At 67.4% G+C, this 15,732-nt stretch carries 14 protein-coding genes; 7 read left to right on the top strand and 7 right to left on the bottom strand.

From position 1 onward, the window contains the following. Positions 1–74: 74 nt before the first annotated feature. The 4 genes from AC07TU_RS17355 to AC07TU_RS17340 all read right to left on the bottom strand — a co-directional run bounded on the left by AC07TU_RS17355 (position 75) and on the right by AC07TU_RS17340 (position 5,167). Complete coding sequence (locus AC07TU_RS17355) at positions 75–998, bottom strand: DMT family transporter (RefSeq protein WP_495189175.1); 924 nt, start codon at positions 996–998, stop codon at positions 75–77. Positions 999–1,195: 197 nt separating this feature from the next. Then, positions 1,196–1,918 carry an acetoacetyl-CoA reductase gene (phbB, locus tag AC07TU_RS17350; RefSeq protein ID WP_495189174.1) on the bottom strand — a complete coding sequence of 241 codons (723 nt, stop codon included), beginning with the start codon at positions 1,916–1,918 and terminating at the stop codon, positions 1,196–1,198. 31 nt (positions 1,919–1,949) lie between these two features. Continuing rightward, positions 1,950–2,948, bottom strand: coding sequence for a ferrochelatase (gene hemH, locus AC07TU_RS17345; protein WP_495189173.1), 999 nt, complete (start codon positions 2,946–2,948; stop codon positions 1,950–1,952). Next, positions 2,948–5,167, bottom strand: a complete 2,220-nt coding sequence (locus tag AC07TU_RS17340) for a xanthine dehydrogenase family protein molybdopterin-binding subunit (RefSeq protein ID WP_495189172.1) — start codon at positions 5,165–5,167, stop codon at positions 2,948–2,950. The genes hemH and AC07TU_RS17340 overlap by 1 nt, the downstream gene beginning before the upstream one ends. 140 nt (positions 5,168–5,307) lie before the next feature. Here AC07TU_RS17340 and lgt point away from each other — a divergent pair, with 140 nt between their 5' ends. From lgt to AC07TU_RS17315, 5 genes are all read left to right on the top strand, one after another. Continuing rightward, positions 5,308–6,240, top strand: a complete 933-nt coding sequence (gene lgt, locus AC07TU_RS17335) for a prolipoprotein diacylglyceryl transferase (RefSeq protein ID WP_495189171.1) — start codon at positions 5,308–5,310, stop codon at positions 6,238–6,240. A gap of 4 nt (positions 6,241–6,244) precedes the next feature. Further along, on the top strand, positions 6,245–7,294 hold the full coding sequence (locus AC07TU_RS17330) for a class I SAM-dependent methyltransferase (protein ID WP_495189170.1): 1,050 nt from the start codon (positions 6,245–6,247) through the stop codon (positions 7,292–7,294). Beyond that, complete coding sequence (locus tag AC07TU_RS17325; protein WP_495189169.1) at positions 7,291–7,806, top strand: GNAT family N-acetyltransferase; 516 nt, start codon at positions 7,291–7,293, stop codon at positions 7,804–7,806. Before AC07TU_RS17330 ends, AC07TU_RS17325 begins: the two co-directional genes overlap by 4 nt. Next, a complete protein-coding gene (pgeF, locus tag AC07TU_RS17320; protein WP_495189168.1) occupies positions 7,803–8,585 on the top strand; it encodes a peptidoglycan editing factor PgeF in 783 nt (260 codons plus the stop codon). Before AC07TU_RS17325 ends, pgeF begins: the two co-directional genes overlap by 4 nt. Before the next feature lie 64 nt (positions 8,586–8,649). After that, positions 8,650–9,972 (top strand): cystathionine gamma-synthase family protein, encoded by a 1,323-nt coding sequence (locus AC07TU_RS17315; RefSeq protein WP_495189167.1) that lies wholly within the window; start codon positions 8,650–8,652, stop codon positions 9,970–9,972. Positions 9,973–9,992: 20 nt separating this feature from the next. On the opposite strand, the gene AC07TU_RS17310 is transcribed toward AC07TU_RS17315, so the two are convergent. Further along, positions 9,993–11,027 (bottom strand): PepSY-associated TM helix domain-containing protein, encoded by a 1,035-nt coding sequence (locus AC07TU_RS17310; protein WP_495189166.1) that lies wholly within the window; start codon positions 11,025–11,027, stop codon positions 9,993–9,995. A 57-nt stretch (positions 11,028–11,084) separates the two neighbouring features. Then, complete coding sequence (locus tag AC07TU_RS17305) at positions 11,085–11,528, bottom strand: hypothetical protein (protein WP_495189165.1); 444 nt, start codon at positions 11,526–11,528, stop codon at positions 11,085–11,087. Positions 11,529–11,685: 157 nt separating this feature from the next. Here AC07TU_RS17305 and thiL point away from each other — a divergent pair, with 157 nt between their 5' ends. After that, a complete protein-coding gene (gene thiL, locus AC07TU_RS17300; RefSeq protein ID WP_495189164.1) occupies positions 11,686–12,564 on the top strand; it encodes a thiamine-phosphate kinase in 879 nt (292 codons plus the stop codon). 118 nt (positions 12,565–12,682) lie between these two features. After that, the gene (locus AC07TU_RS17295; protein WP_495189163.1) at positions 12,683–14,779 is read left to right on the top strand and encodes a sodium-translocating pyrophosphatase; all 2,097 of its coding nucleotides are present in this window, start codon (positions 12,683–12,685) and stop codon (positions 14,777–14,779) included. A 62-nt stretch (positions 14,780–14,841) separates the two neighbouring features. Here AC07TU_RS17295 and AC07TU_RS17290 read toward each other — a convergent pair whose 3' ends face one another. Next, positions 14,842–15,663, bottom strand: a complete 822-nt coding sequence (locus tag AC07TU_RS17290; RefSeq protein ID WP_495189162.1) for an endonuclease/exonuclease/phosphatase family protein — start codon at positions 15,661–15,663, stop codon at positions 14,842–14,844. Positions 15,664–15,732 lie beyond the last annotated feature (69 nt).

Raw genomic sequence — 15,732 nt, 5'->3', positions numbered from 1 at the left:
TGAGACAGAAGAGGCCGGCTTCCGCAAGGAGGCCGGCCTTTTTCTATGTCGAAGGGGGTATGGCGGCGCGCACCCTATGACGATCCCGTCAATCGCACCCATGGCCGTCCGTCGATCGCGGCCAGCCCGAGCGCGATCAGCGCCATCCCGGCAACATGCTTGGCCAGCAGGGTCTCACCCAGCACCAGCACGCCCAGCAGGATCGCGACGATCGGGATGGTGAAGGTGACGAGCAGCGCGTTGCTCGCCCCGGCACGCTCGACCAGACGGAAATAGAGGACATAGGCGAACACGGTCGACACCAGCACCATGCCGGCGATCGACGCGATCACCACGCCGCCCGACATCGGCAGCAGCCAGGGCCGGTCGACGATCCCCGCGATCGGCAGGATGACGATCGTCGCCGCGACGAGCTGGCCGGTCGCTACCCCCATCGGCGTCACGCCCTGCCCCTTGAACCGCCGCGCCCACACCCCTGCAAGCGCATAGCTCAGCGTCGCGACAAGACAGGCGGCCTGCGCGAAGACATTGGCGCCCAGCCCCGCCAGCGCATCGCCGCCGACCATCGTCGCGACCCCCGCAAAGCCGAGCAGCACCCCGACGATCTTTCCGGGGGTGGCACGCTCGTCCGTCGTGAACAGGTGCGCGACGATCACACCCCATAACGGGGTCGTGGCGTTGAGGATCGAGGTCAGCCCGCTCGAAATCTGCTGCTGCGCAAAGCCATAGAGCGCGAACGGGATGATATTGTTGAGCAGGGCGAGCACGACGAAGGCGCCCCATGCGCTCCGCGGCGGCAGCCGGATCCCTGCGATCGCCGCCCAGCCGAGCAACAACAATGCCGAGAATCCCACACGCGTCAGCACCAACGTGAACGGCGGCAGTTCGCGCAGGCCGATCGCCAGGAAGAAGAAGGAGCATCCCCACAGCACCGACAATGCCGCAAGGATCGCCCAGTCGCCGGCGTTCATGCGGGCGTGGATAGTCGTGTCAGCCATCGCGTCGATCTAGTGCGGGCAGCGGCGCGAAACACCCCGGGCCTTGCGCTCTAAATCTGTGCGCGGGCCGCACGGGCAAAGCCCATGCTGGCGTCGGACGGGTTCCGCTCAAGCGTACCCGCCGTCCGTGCCGGGTCGTGCGCAACGGCACCGACGCCGTCCCCCCGGCCTGCGCCGGGGCGACGCGTCTCGACCCGTCAGTACATATGCTGCCCGCCATTGATCGACAGCGTCGATCCGGTGACGAACCCGCCCTCTTCAGAGCAGAGGAACGCCACGCCGCGCGCGATCTCGTTCGCCTGGCCGAGGCGCCCGACCGGGATCTTGGCGACGATCTTCTCGAGCACTTCGGCCGGCACCGCTGCGACCATGTCGGTGTCGATATAGCCCGGCGCGATCGCGTTCACCGTCACCCCGGCACGCGCGCCTTCCTGCGCCAGCGCCTTGGTGAAGCCATGGATGCCGCTCTTCGCCGCAGCATAGTTGACCTGGCCGTACTGCCCGGCCTGGCCGTTGATCGATCCGATATTGACGATGCGGCCCCATTTGCGCTCGCGCATCCCGGGGAAGGTCGCCTTGGCCATGTTGAAGCAACCGCCAAGGTTGGTGTCCATGACCTCCTTCCACATCTGGTAGGTCATCTTGAGGATGGTGCCGTCACGGGTGATGCCGGCATTGTTGACGACGACATCGACCGGACCCAGCGCCGCCTCGACATCGGCCACGCCTGCCTGGCACGCGTCATAATCGGCAACGTCCCATTTGAACGCCTTGATGCCGGTCCGCTCGGTGAACTCTGCGGCGCGCTGGTCGTTGCCGGCATAGTTGGCCGCGACCTCCATCCCCAAGTCCTTGAGCGCTACGCTGATCGCTTCGCCGATGCCCCGCGTGCCGCCGGTTACGATCGCTACCCGTGCCATGAACCTCTCCCGTAAGTGGTTGGCCTTGAGGCTAGGATAGGTCCGCCCAGCCCGCAAGTTGTGTTGCGACGATGTTGCGCAACATGAGTAATCCGGCCTCGCTGTCGTTGAGGCAGTCGAGATAGGCGAAATGCGTTCCCCCCGCCGCCTCGAACGTCTCACGCCCGCGGATCGCCAGTTCCTCCAGCGTCTCGAGGCAGTCGGCCGAAAAGCCCGGGGCGACCACCGCGACCTTCTTCATGCCCTTGCCCGGCATCGCGGCCAGCACCGCGTCGGTCGCCGGTTCCAGCCATTTCGCCCGTCCGAAGCGCGACTGGAAGGCGATCGTCACCTCACGCCCCAGTGCCGCACTCAGCAACCGCGCCGTCTCGATACATTGCACGGAATAGGGGTCGCCCAGCGCCGCCGTCCGCTGGGGCATGCCGTGAAAGCTGGCGACGATCGCGTCGGGCTCGAAATCCAGCGCGGCCAATTGCCCCCGCACCGAATCCCTCAGCGCGGCGATATAGGCCGGATCGTCGTGATAGGGCGGCAGCGTCCGCACCGCTGGCTGCCAGCGCATCTTCGCGAGCGCCCCGAACGCCGCATCGTTCGCCGTTGCCGTCGTCGCGGCGCAATATTGGGGATAGAGCGGCGCGATCAGGATGCGCTCACATCCCGCGTCCTTCATCGCCTTCAATCGCTCACCGATCGCCGGATTGCCGTAGCGCATCGCCCAGTCCACGCGCACCTGCGGCCACGCCGCCTGCAGCGCCGTCGCTTGTCGTGCCGTGATCGCGGCAAGCGGCGACCCTTCGTCGCTCCACACCAGCGAATAGGCATGCGCCGACTTTTTCGGCCGCGTGCGCAGGATCACGCCGCGCAGGATCGGCTGCCAGATGATCTGCGGGATCTCGACCACCCGCCGGTCCGACAGGAATTCGGCGAGGTAGCGCCGCACCGCCGCGGGAGTCGGCGCGTCGGGCGTGCCGAGATTGACCAGCAGCACCCCGACCTGCGGGCCGGGAATCGCGCCCTGCTTGTCCGCCATCATTCGCCGCCCGGAATCAGCGGAAGCTGCCGCAACCGGATCCCGGTCGCAGCGTAAAGCGCATTGGCGATCGCCGGCGCGACCGGCGGCACCGCCAGTTCGCTCACGCCGCCCGGATCGGCATCGCTCGCAATCAGCTCGACCATGATCTGCGGGCAATCGGCCAGCCGCGGCAGGTCCAGGTCGCGCAAGCTACGCGCGTCGGGCCGGTTCGCCGTGATTCCCGTCGTCGCGCCCAGTGCTGCGGCCAGGCCGAAGATCAGTCCGCCCTCGATCTGCTGCTCGACCACGCTGGGATTGACCACCCGCCCGCAATCGACCGCTGCGATCAGCCGGTCGACCTGAACGCGCTGGTCGCCGCCGACCGACGCCTCGGCCATCACCGCGATATAGCTCCCGCCGAACGCATGGCAGGCCAACCCCTGCCCGCTCCCCGGCAATCCGCCCTGCCACCCGCCGAGCGAGGTGACGGTGGACAGGCATCGCGCCAGCCGCGGCTCGCCGCCCAGCATCGCGATCCGGAACGAAAAGGCCTCGATATTCGCGACATGCGCCAGCTCGTCGATGAAGCTCTCGGTGAAGAAGGCGGTGTAGCTATGCGCCCCCGACCGCCAATAACCGGTCGGCGTGCCGATCTCCGCGGGGTGATGGTCGATCGCCAGCGCCGGGATGCGATAGAGCGGCCGCGCACCCGCGACTGCCGAGACATCGCCGATGCCCTCCATGGCCAGCGCAGCGCCGATCGCGCCGCTGCCGGTAAGCCGTTCAGCCAGCTCGTGCCCGGTCGCCGGCGCGGCGATCTTGGCCAGCCAGCCCGAAATGCTCCCGTTCGCACCCAGCCGCGCAGTCATCCGTCCGGCCGCCGGCGGGCGGAATCGATCCTGCGCGCAAGTCTCCCCGCGCGACCACATGAGCTGAACCGGCTTTTTCACTTCGCGCGCGATCAGCGCTGCCTGCGCCGCGACCTGATGCTCCAGATTCTGCCCGAACGATCCGCCCGCGAAGACCGGATGAACCACCACGTCGGCCGCGCTGATCCCCAGCACCTGTGCCACCGCGTCGCGCGCCATTGCCGGCGCCTGGGTCGGCAGCCACAGCCGCACCCGGCCATCCTCCCACATGGCGGTCGCGCACATCGGCTCGATCGCGGCGTGCAGCGCCAGGCCAACCCTGTATTCCGCGGTTACGACGCGTGCGCCCTTGAACACGGGACCAAGGTCGCCGACCGAAACCATGCGCTCGCCGTCGCCTTCGAGCGCGGCGTCGAGCGCGGCCTGGATCGTCTCGCTCTCAACCCGCCCTGCGACCTCGAAACGCGGGTTGATCGCGTCGAGCGCCCGGTTCGCGGCCCACCAATTGTTCGCAACCGTCGCAACCCACATCTCGTTCTTTACGATGTGAAGCGTACCCGGCACCTGTTTCGCCGCCGCCTCGTCGATCGCCGCGAGCTTCAATGTCCCGATCGGCCCCTGGCGCAATGCCGCGAACACCATCCCCGGCACGCGGATGTCGCCCGCGAAATTAGCGCTGCCATCGACCTTGCCCGGGCCGTCCAGCCTTGGTGCGGGCGTGCCCGTCAGCCGCCCGGTATCGCCCTCGCGAAACGGCAGGTCGTCCGGCACCTTCTCAGCCGCCGCCTCGGCAGCCAGCTCACCGAACCGCAACCGCTGCTGGCCATGGACGACATGACCGTTGGCGGTGTCGCATTCCTGCCAGTCGACGCCCCAGCGCCGCGCCGCCGCCTTGCACAGCATCGCGCGTGCCACCGCGCCCGCCACGCGCAACGGCGTCTCAAACCTGCGCATGGAGGTCGATCCGCCGGTCAGCATCAGCGTGTTGCGCTCGGCCCAGATCCGCTCCAGCCGCTCGGGCACGATGCCCGGGAACAAGGCGTCGATCGCCAGCACATTGGCATAGATCGGGTTGAGCGGTGCCTGTTCCACCCCCACCAAGCGCCAGTCTGCGCCCAGCTCGTCCGCCATCAGCTGGGGCAAGGTCGTGAACACGCCCTGCCCATATTCGCATTGCGGGACCGCGACGGTGACCTGCCCATTCTCGGCGATCTTGAGCCACGCGCCGAACGCAGTCTCCTTGTCGCGCACCGAAAGATTGGGGACATAGGCGCGCGGCCATACGGCCCAGGCAAGCACCAGCCCGATCCCTGCACCGCCGCCGATCAGCAGCGTGCGCCGATCGATGCCCTTGCCCGTTCGCTCCATCGTCGAAGGCTCTACCCGCGCTTCCCGTGATCGGCAATCGGCGCCTCCGCTCGAACCACACCCCCGGCCTTGTGCCGGGGTGACGATGGTGGCCAAACACACCGGGCATCACGAAACCAGAGTCTTGGGTTTGCCGTGATATGCGGATAGGACAGCGCCAAACCCCGGGAGGCACCCACTTGATCCTGTCCACTGCCGCCGCAATCTCAGGCGCCGTCTCCGACGCCACGAACTATATCCGGTTCAGCGAGCTCGGCCTCGATCCGGTCCTGCTCAAGATCGGCTTCTTCGAGCTCAAATGGTATTCGATCGCCTATATCGCGGGCATCCTGATCGGCTGGTGGTATCTGCTGAAGCTGATCGCCCAGCCTGGTGCGCCGATGGCGCGGCGCCATGCTGACGACATGGTGTTCTATGCGACGCTCGGCATCATTCTCGGCGGCCGGCTCGGTTATGCGATGTTCTACCAGACCGAGTTGCTGCTCGATCCGCTCAAGCTGATCCGCCTGTGGGACGGCGGCATGTCCTTCCATGGCGGCGTGATCGGCGTGACGCTGGCGATCCTGTGGTTGTGCCGCAAGGAAAAGCTCAACTGGCTGCGGGTCCATGACTATGTCGCCTGTTGCGTTCCCTTCGGCCTGTTCTTCGGCCGCCTCGCCAATTTCGTGAACGGCGAATTGTGGGGCCATGCGACGACCGTCCCCTGGGCCGTAATCTTCGAACGCACCGGCGGCGACGTTCCGCGCCACCCGAGCCAGCTCTACGAAGCCGGCCTCGAAGGGCTGCTGCTCGGCGTTGTCCTCTGGTTCCTGTTCTGGAAGACCGATGCGCGCTACCAGCCGGGCAAGCTCGTCGGCACCTTCCTGCTCGGCTACGGCCTGTCGCGCTGGTTCGTCGAATTCTTCCGCGAGCATGACCGCCAGTTCGACGGCACGATCTTCGCGACGCCGGGCCTGCATATGGGCCAGTTGCTGACCGTGCCGATGATCGTCGGCGGCATCTATCTGATCGCCACCGCAAAGAAGCGCCGCGAGCGGGTCGAGCCCTTTGCGGGCTCGCAAACGATCGCGTGACCTGATGTCGGAAGACGGCCCGCTCCCCGAACGAATCGCCCGCGCCATCACCATGGCCGGGCCGATCCCGCTCTCCCAGTTCATGGGAGCAGCGAACACGCATTATTATGCGACCCGCGATCCGCTCGGCACACGCGGCGATTTCACCACGGCCCCTGAGATCAGCCAGATGTTCGGCGAGCTGGTCGGCCTAGCCCTCGCCGATCTCTGGGATCGTACCGGGCGGCCTGACGCACACTATGTCGAGCTTGGCCCGGGCCGCGGCACGCTCGCCGCCGATGCCCTGCGCGCGATGGCCAGCGCTGGCCTCAAGCCGGCGGTCCATTTCGTCGAGAACAGCCCTGCGCTGCGCGCCGAACAGGCCAAGGCGGTGCCCGGCGCCGAATGGTCGATCGACATTGTCGGCCTGCCCGACGATGCCCCGCTGCTCGTCGTCGCCAACGAATTCTTCGACGCGCTCCCGATCCGCCAGCTGGTCAAGACCATCGACGGCTGGCGCGAGCGGCTGGTCGCGTGCCAGGACATTCTGTTCCTGCCCGTGGTCGGCAACACCATCTTCGATCCGATCATCCCGCCCCAGTTCCGCGACGCGCCCGATGGTTCGATCCTCGAAACCTCGCCGCCCAGCGTCGCGATCCTGCGCGCGCTCGCCGCACGGCTGCTCGCGCAGGGCGGGGCAGCGCTGATCATCGACTATGGCTATGCCGGCCCCGCGATCGGCGACACGCTTCAGGCGGTGCGCGGTCATGCCTATGCCAACCCGTTCGAGGATCCGGGCGAAGCCGACCTCACCGCCCATGTCGATTTCGGCACCCTGATCGAGGCAGCGCAGGTCGAAGGCCTCGTCGCACACGGTCCGGTGACTCAGGGTGCATTCCTCAACGCGCTCGGCATCGGCCCCCGCGCCGATGCGCTCGCCAAGGCTTCGCCCGATCGCGCCGGGGAGATCGCCATCGCGCGCGACCGTCTCACCGGCGACGAGGCGATGGGCGAGCTGTTCAAGGTCATCGCGCTGACCGCACCCGGCTGGCCGGTTCCCGCGGGCTTCGAATGACGACGATCACTTACGACACACCGACGATCGACGACGCCGATGCGCTCGACGCGATGGCGCAGGAAAGCTGGCTCAGGACCTTCGGCCATGGCTATACGCCGGCCGACCTCCAGGCCTATCTGACCCAGGCCTATGGCCCGACCGGCAAGCTGCGCGCCCATCTCGCCGATCTCGCGGTGACCTGGCAGGTCGCCCGCGCCGAGGGACAGATCGTCGGCTATGCCAAGCTGGTCCCGCCCTGGCTCAAGGAGGCGGGTCCGGACGAGGCTCAGCTCGGCCAGCTCTATGTCGACTATGACTGGCATGGTCAGGGCATCGCCCAGACGCTGATGGACTGGAGCATCGCCACCGCCCGCGCCGGCGGCGCCCGCGCGATGCTGCTGACGGTATTCGAGGAGAATGCCCGCGCCATCGCCTTTTATGCGAAGTACGGCTTTGTCCATATCGGCGACTATCCCTTCCCCGTGGGCAACAAGATCGACCGTGACCTCATCATGAAGCTGGACCTGTGACCGAACCCGTCGACGAAGCAGTAGAAGTCTGGCGCGCCCGCGCCCTGGATGGCATCGCCCATGGCTTTCTCGGCCGCCGCGGCGGCGTCTCGACCGGGGAGACCGCCAGCCTCGACATGGGCCGTCGCGGCCGCCCGCCCACGCCCGAGCTGATCGAGAATCAGCGCCGCGCCATCGCCGCGGTCGCACCGGGAACTGAGCTGGTCGGCCTCTATCAGGTGCACAGCGCCGACGCCGTCACCGTGCTCGAACCCTGGAGCGACGAACTCCGCCCGCATGCCGATGCACTCGTCACCAATCGGCCGGGCCTCACTCTCGGCATCCTCACCGCCGATTGCGCGCCGATCCTCTTCGCCGACCGTCAGGCCGGCGTGATCGGCGCCGCGCATGCCGGCTGGAAGGGCGCACTCGGCGGCGTCACCGATTCGACCATCGCCGCGATGGAAGCGCTTGGCGCCCGCCGTGAAAACATCATCGCCGCGGTCGGCCCGTGCATCGCCCGCGCCAGCTACGAGGTGGACGAGGGCTTCCACACCCGCTTCGCCGAGTTTGACCCGGCGAACGACCGGTTCTTCACCCCGGGCCGCGTGGGGCACCATCAGTTCGACCTCGAAGCCTATGTCGTCCACCGCCTCGCCGCCGCCGGTCTGCGCACGGTCGAGGCGCTGGGCGAGGACACCTATTCGCAGCCCGACCGCTTCTACAGTTTCCGCCGCGCCACCCATCGCGGCGAGCCCGATTACGGCCGCCAGATTACATTGGTCTCATTGACCGGTTGAAGCGTTGGTGCGAGTGCGGTTGCAAAGACGTTTCAACTGATACGACCCGAGAGAGGCACCTGATATGACCGACAAGCCCGTCAAGCCCGACGAAGCCGCTCTCACCAGCACCACGACGCGCCGCCGCTCCAAGCCTTCCGTCAAGATGGTCGGCGGCCGCGAGCTCAGCCCCGCGACGCTGATGATGGGCCATGGCTATGATCCGATGCTGTCGGAAGGCTCGCTCAAGCCCCCGATCTTCGCGACCTCGACCTTCGTCTTCCCCAACGCCGCCGCGGGCAAGCGCCATTTCGAGGGCGTGACCGGCAAGCGCCCCGGCGGCGCCGAGGGTCTGGTCTATTCGCGCTTCAACGGCCCCAATCAGGAGATCCTCGAGGATCGCCTGGGCATCTGGGAAGAGGCGGAGGACGCGCTCGCCTTCTCGTCGGGCATGTCCGCCATCGCCACGCTCTTCCTCGCCATGGTCAAGCCCGGCGACACGATCGTCCATAGCGGCCCGCTCTATGCCGCAACCGAGACGCTGATCGCGCGCATCCTCGGCAAGTTCGGCGTCCACTGGCTCGACTTCCCCGCCGGCGCGACGCGGGCGGAAATCGACGCGGTCCTCTCCAAGGCCGCCTCGGGCAATGTCGCGCTCATCTATCTCGAAAGCCCCGCCAACCCGACCAACGCGCTGGTCGATGTCGAGGCCGTCGCCGCCAGCCGCGACGCGATCTTCACCGGCGCCAACAAGCCGCCGATCGCGATCGACAACACCTTCCTCGGCCCGCTCTGGGCCAAGCCGCTGCAGCAGGGCGCCGACCTCGTCGTCTATTCGCTCACCAAATATGCGGGCGGCCATAGCGACCTCGTCGCGGGCGGGGTGCTCGGCAGCAAGGAGCACATCAACACCATCCGCCTGATGCGCAACACGATCGGCACGATCTGCGACCCCAACACCGCCTGGATGCTGCTGCGCAGCCTCGAGACGCTCGAACTGCGCATGTCGCGCGCGGGCGAGAATGCGGTGAAGGTCTGCGAATTCCTCCGCACCCATCCCAAGGTCGAGAAGGTCGGCTATCTCGGCTTCCTCGAAGAGGGCAGCCGTCAGGCCGATATCTACAAGCGCCACTGCACCGGTGCCGGCTCGACCTTCTCGCTCTACCTCAAGGGCGGCGAAAAGGAGGCTTTCGCCTTCCTCGACGCGCTCAAGATCGCCAAGCTCGCAGTGAGCCTCGGCGGCACCGAGACCCTCGCTTCCGCTCCGGCCGCGATGACCCACCTCTCGGTCCCCGACGCGCGCAAGCAGGCGCTTGGCATCACCGACAACCTCGTCCGCATCTCGATCGGCGTCGAGGATGCCGACGACCTGATCGCCGACTTCGAGGAAGCGCTGAAGGCAGTGTGAGGACGGAGGGCGGCGGGCGCCTAGCCCGCCGCCCTCCGCGCGGCGCGGCGCAGCAGCACCAGCCCCAGTACGACCATCGTCGCCAGCCAGAGCCCGACCAGCACCACCAGCATCCGGCCCAGCGGTCCGGCAATCTCGCCGGTGTGCACCGGATAGGGCAGCGCCATGAACTTGTAGGCGGCGCTCGCCTTCTGCAGCGGCCATGCACCGCGCACGCTGGCGTCGTTGCCGTTCACAACAACCAGGCTGCCGCCATAGCCGTCCGGCCGGAAATACTCGCCCGGCTGGTTGACCCAGAGGCGGAAGGACGCGTCGGCGGCGGTCGGCATCGTCCCGCCGACGAAGCGGCTGCCCGGCACGGCCGCTTCCGCGGCCCGTGCCGCTGCGGCAAAGCCGGCACCCTCGCCTGCGGGCGGAATCGCAGGCGTCGTGATCGGCGGCGCGCCGATCGGCCCTTCGATACTATGCTCGAAGTGGATGATCACAGCGGCCGCCACCACGACGAATGCAGGGATAACGCCGACCACGCCGATCCGGCGGAACCATGTCCCAAGCCGCCCGCTGCGGTCCGGTTCCAGCACCGACTGCCACCGCCCCGAACGCCGCCATAGCCCGATGCCACCAGCCACAAGGCTCGCCAGCAACACGATGCCGCTGATCGCCAGGATCCATTCTCCCGTCTTGCCCGCAGCCAGCGACAGATGGATCTCGCGAACCCATTCGAGCGCGGTTCGTTTTCCTTCGGGCATGTCGAGCAGCACCGTGCCGTCGCCCGCGATGCGCGCATTGCGCAGGGTTCCATCGGCAGCGGTGTAGTTGAGGAAGAAGCGGTCCTTCATCCCCGCGGTGGTCCAGATCCAGTTGACCTTCGTCTGACCACCCGCCGCTTCGATCGCGTCGATCCGCCGCTCGATCCCGGCAAAATCCTTGGACGTCGCGACGGGCGAGATGATCCGGTCGTTGATCTCGAAATGATAGGCCAGGATGATCCCGGTGGCGGCGATCAGCAGCCAGATCAGCGCCGCCCCTACACCCAGGGCGTGGAGCGCGCGCATCCCGACTGCTCCTTTGCGTCCCTCAACCTGCATCTTTCCCTCCCCCTCAGTTCGCCGCTATCGCCGCGCACGCTGGCCTTCGAGCTCCGCGACCCATTGCGCCGCCGTGGTCGGCCCGCTGGCCTCGAAATGCACATGGTCCGCCATCTCTTCGCGCACCGACACGAAGTAGAGCGCGCCCGTCGGCAGCTTCAGCTCGGCGATCTTCGCGGCCATCGCCGTTTCCTGGGCTGGCGTCGGTTTGGGGCGAGCAGGCTTGTAGAGCAGCACATCCCAGCCCTCACCGCCCGCATGCAGGAACAATTGCGTTGGCGGCTGGCCTCCTGCGACATTGACCTTGTCCCACTCGGCCATGCTGCGGATGAATGCCTCGGTCTTGCCCGGCGCCAGCCGGAACATCTCGAACACCGGCTGGGTCAGCTCGACAGGCGGTGTCGCGCGCGCCGGCGCCAGCATCGCTGCAGTGGTAATTGCGATCAGGATCGAAAGCCTTCGGTGCATCGTCGCCCCCGTTTGCTTGTGATCCGATGTTGCAACTGGCCCGAAGCTGCGGGCAATCCGCCAAAACGGGTCAGGCCGCGTCGAACCGGGTAACCGCTCCGCTTCTTGAGAACGGGTCGCGTTGCCGCCGCCGGTGCGCTCGCCTATCACCCCGCCGATGTCCGACGAGTTCGCCTTTCTCGACGCCCTGCGCGCGATCGCCACGCACCCGGCTGCAGCCGGCCTCGCCGATGACACTGCGGTTCTCGACGTCGCCGCGGGCCGCCTGATCCTCACCAGCGACACGATGGTCGCGGGCGTCCACTATCGCCCGGATGACCCGGCGGACTCGATCGGGTGGAAGCTTGCCGCGGTGAATCTGTCGGATCTCGCCGCCAAGGGCGCGACGCCGACCGGCTGCCTGCTCAACTACGCGCTGTCCGGCGATGCGAACTGGGACCGCGCCTTCCTCGCGGGCCTGAATCAAGCGCTTACCCGCTTCGCCATGCCGTTGCTCGGCGGCGATACCGTGGCGATGCCCGCCGGCGCGCCGCGCAGCCTCACCCTCACCGCGATCGGCGCCGCACCGGCCAACATTCCCCTGCGCACCGGCGCGCGGCCCGGCGATACGCTCTGGGTCACAGGAAGCATCGGCGGCGCGGGCTTCGCCCCGGACGGCAATCCGCGCGACCTCGCCCGCTATCTCCGCCCGCAGCCACGCGTCGCCGAGGGGCAGGCTATCGCCCCGCTCGCGACGGCGATGATGGACGTGTCCGACGGTCTCCTCATCGACGCGCGCCGCATGGCCGAGGCGAGCCGTGTAGCCATCGCCATCGATCTCGATGCCATCCCGCTCGCGCTCCCCGATCTCGATCCCGTAGCGGCAGCCACCGCGGGCGACGATTACGAGTTGCTCTTCGCCCTTCCCGCCAATGCCCGCCCTCCGGTCCCCGCGGCGCGTATCGGCACCGTGAGCGCGGGCGCGGGCCTGACGCTTGCCTCCAGCGGCGCGCCCGTCCCGCTTCCCGGAAAACTCGGCTACCGGCACGGCGGCTGACCCGACGGGAGCGCCTGCTTGACAGCCCTCCCGCCCGCTCTACGCTCCGCCCCCGACCGCAGGCCGCACCGGACACAGAGCCGGGTGGCGGGTGGGATTCACAGGGGAAGGATACCAGATGACGATTGTCTATATCGCCATCGCGTGCGGCGTACTCGCCGTGCTCTATGGTTTGGTGACTTCGCAGCAGGTGCTTCGCGCACCGGCTGGCGACCAGAAGATGCAGGATATCGCCGCCGCCATCCAGGAAGGCGCCAAAGCTTATCTCGTCCGTCAGTACACCGCCATCGCCGTGGTCGGCGTGGCCGTAGCCATTGTGTTGTTCTTCACCCTCGGCGGTCTCTCGACCGCGGCCTTTGTGCTCGGCGCGGTGCTTTCGGGCATTGCCGGCTTTGCGGGGATGCACATCTCGGTCCGCGCCAATGTCCGCACCGCGGAAGCCGCGCGCACCTCGCTTCAGGGCGGCCTCACCCTCGCCTTCCGCTCGGGCGCGATCACCGGCATGCTCGTCGCGGGCCTCGGCCTGCTCTCGATCTCGCTGCTGTTCTGGTATCTGGTCGGCCCCGCCGGCGAGGCCGCCAATGGTGAGAAGATCATCCACGCGCTGACCGCGCTCGCCTTCGGCGCCTCGCTGATCTCGATCTTCGCGCGCCTCGGCGGCGGTATCTTCACCAAGGCCGCCGATGTCGGCGCCGATCTGGTCGGCAAGGTCGAGGCGGGCATCCCCGAAGACGACCCCCGCAACCCCGCGGTGATCGCCGATAACGTCGGTGACAATGTCGGCGACTGCGCCGGCATGGCCGCCGACCTGTTCGAAACCTATGTCGTCACCATCGGCCTCACCATGGTCTCGATCGCGCTGCTGGTTCAGGGCCTCGCCTCCGACGCGATGCTCGCCCTGATGGCGCTGCCGCTGATCGTCGGCGGTGTGTGCATCATCACCTCGATCATCGGCACCTATATGGTCCGCCTCGGCGGCAGCCAGTCGATCATGGGCGCGCTCTACAAGGGCTTCTGGACCACCGCGATCCTCGCCGTCCCGGCGATCTGGTTCGCGACCCAGTATACGCTCGGCGATCTCAACGCCCCGATCGGCAATGCCGCCTATACCGGCATGGACCTGTTCTGGTGCATGATGATCGGCCTCGCCGTCACCGGTCTGCTGGTGTGGATCACGGAATATTACACCGGCACCAACTACCGCCCGGTCCGCTCGATCGCCAAGGCGTCCGAGACCGGCCACGGCACCAACGTCATCCAGGGTCTGGCGATCAGCCTTGAATCGACCGCGCTGCCCACCCTCGTGATCGTCGTAGCGGTGATCGCCTCGTTCCAGCTGGCCGGGATCATCGGCGTGGCGTTCGCCGCCACCTCGCTGCTCGCGCTTGCCGGCATGGTCGTCGCGCTCGACGCCTATGGCCCGGTCACCGACAATGCCGGCGGCATCGCCGAAATGGCGGGGCTGCCCGATGACGTCCGCACCCGCACCGACGCGCTCGACGCGGTCGGCAACACCACCAAGGCGGTGACCAAGGGCTATGCCATCGGTTCCGCCGCGCTCGCCGCGCTGGTGCTGTTCGGGGCGTATACGGAGGATCTCAAGCGCTACTTCGCCGATGTCGTCGTCGATTTCTCGCTCAGCAATCCGTTCGTCATCGTCGGCCTGCTGCTCGGCGCATTGCTCCCCTATCTGTTCGGCGCCTTCGGCATGACCGCGGTCGGCCGCGCCGCCGGATCGGTGGTGGAGGATGTGCGCAAGCAGTTCCGCGAGAACCCGGGCATCATGGAGGGGACCAGCCGTCCCAACTATGGCCACACCGTCGACATCGTCACCCGCGCCGCGATCAAGGAAATGATCGTTCCGTCGCTGCTGCCGGTGCTCTCGCCGATCGTCCTCTACTTCGTGATCAACGCCGTCGACAGCCAGGCCAATGCCTTTGCGGCGGTCGGCGCGATGCTGCTCGGCGTGATCGTGTCGGGGCTGTTCGTCGCCATCTCGATGACCTCGGGCGGCGGCGCATGGGATAACGCCAAGAAGTATATCGAAGACGGCAATCACGGCGGCAAGGGCAGCGAGGCCCACAAGGCCGCGGTGACCGGCGACACCGTCGGCGATCCCTACAAGGATACCGCGGGTCCGGCCGTGAACCCGATGATCAAGATCACCAATATCGTTGCGCTGCTTCTGCTCGCGGCGCTGGCCGGCGGTCACTGATCACTTCGTTGAACTGACCCTTCACGGCCCCGCCCGGCACCCCCGGGCGGGGCCTTCCTTTGTCAGGGCCAGCGATAGTCGATCAGCACCGGGAAATGGTCCGACGGGTAGCGTCCGTTCGCCGAGTCGGTCAGCGTTGCGGCCATCATCGCGCTCAGTCCGCGGGCGAAAACCCAGTCGATCCGCCGGTCCGCCTTACCGGTAAAATTGTGGAACGTCTCCGCGGGGCCGCCCTCCAGCAGTGCCGCTTCCCATGCGTCGGTCATCCCGGCGCTCAGCGTCCGGTATGCGGCAGAGTCGGGCACCGTGTTGAAGTCCCCCGTCAACACCACCGGCGCGCTGTCCGGCCGCGCCGCGACCCACGCCATGATTGCCGCCGCGGCCTTTTCGCGCGCCGCCTCGTCCTCGGCCCGGTACGGGAAATGGGTGTTGATGAACCAGAAGCGCTTGCCGCCGCGAACCGCCTCGAACAGCCCCCAGGTCGCCATGCGCGGATAGAGATTGCCCCAGCTGATGCTCCCCGGCACCGCGGGCGTGTCGGACAGCCAGAAATTACCCGATTCGATCAGTTTCAGCCGGTCGTGGCGGTAGAAGACGCCCATATGCTCGTCGGCATGTCCCCCACGCCGGTCGATCCCGAACCAGCGATACTTCGGCAGCTTCGCGATCAGGTGATCTGCCTGGATCTTCCACAATTCCTGCGTACCGATGATGTCGGGGTCCGCGCGCCGGATCGTCTCGACGAACAGGTCCTGCCGCGCCTCCCAGCGGTTCGGCCCGTCGGCGGCGACCGGCAGACGAACGTTGAAGCTCATCACCCGCAGGCTCTCACGCGCCTTCGCAGCCGCTGGTGACGCCACCGCCATCAGTGCCAACCCGATCATCACCGCACGCCTTTGTACTATCATATCGCCACATCGCTCTTGCTTGTTGCCAACGCTGTCACCTATGCC

Source organism: Sphingomonas sp. GW821-FHT03E12 (genome assembly GCF_059420685.1).
The sequence above is the reverse complement of the archived record's forward strand: the minus strand, read 5'-3'. Positions and strand labels throughout refer to the sequence as shown.

What these genes read in the sequence shown, in the direction of transcription:
- AC07TU_RS17330 (WP_495189170.1), top strand. Translation starts at nt 6,245, where the DNA reads ATGTCGGAAGACGGCCCGCTCCCCGAACGAATCGCCCGCGCCATCACC.
- AC07TU_RS17310 (WP_495189166.1), bottom strand. Translation starts at nt 11,027, where the DNA reads ATGCGCGCGCTCCACGCCCTGGGTGTAGGGGCGGCGCTGATCTGGCTG.
- AC07TU_RS17295 (WP_495189163.1), top strand. Translation starts at nt 12,683, where the DNA reads ATGACGATTGTCTATATCGCCATCGCGTGCGGCGTACTCGCCGTGCTC.
- AC07TU_RS17325 (WP_495189169.1), top strand. Translation starts at nt 7,291, where the DNA reads ATGACGACGATCACTTACGACACACCGACGATCGACGACGCCGATGCG.
- hemH (WP_495189173.1), bottom strand. Translation starts at nt 2,948, where the DNA reads ATGGCGGACAAGCAGGGCGCGATTCCCGGCCCGCAGGTCGGGGTGCTG.
- lgt (WP_495189171.1), top strand. Translation starts at nt 5,308, where the DNA reads ATGCGGATAGGACAGCGCCAAACCCCGGGAGGCACCCACTTGATCCTG.
- phbB (WP_495189174.1), bottom strand. Translation starts at nt 1,918, where the DNA reads ATGGCACGGGTAGCGATCGTAACCGGCGGCACGCGGGGCATCGGCGAA.
- AC07TU_RS17315 (WP_495189167.1), top strand. Translation starts at nt 8,650, where the DNA reads ATGACCGACAAGCCCGTCAAGCCCGACGAAGCCGCTCTCACCAGCACC.
- AC07TU_RS17305 (WP_495189165.1), bottom strand. Translation starts at nt 11,528, where the DNA reads ATGCACCGAAGGCTTTCGATCCTGATCGCAATTACCACTGCAGCGATG.
- AC07TU_RS17355 (WP_495189175.1), bottom strand. Translation starts at nt 998, where the DNA reads ATGGCTGACACGACTATCCACGCCCGCATGAACGCCGGCGACTGGGCG.
- AC07TU_RS17340 (WP_495189172.1), bottom strand. Translation starts at nt 5,167, where the DNA reads ATGGAGCGAACGGGCAAGGGCATCGATCGGCGCACGCTGCTGATCGGC.
- thiL (WP_495189164.1), top strand. Translation starts at nt 11,686, where the DNA reads ATGTCCGACGAGTTCGCCTTTCTCGACGCCCTGCGCGCGATCGCCACG.
- AC07TU_RS17290 (WP_495189162.1), bottom strand. Translation starts at nt 15,663, where the DNA reads ATGATCGGGTTGGCACTGATGGCGGTGGCGTCACCAGCGGCTGCGAAG.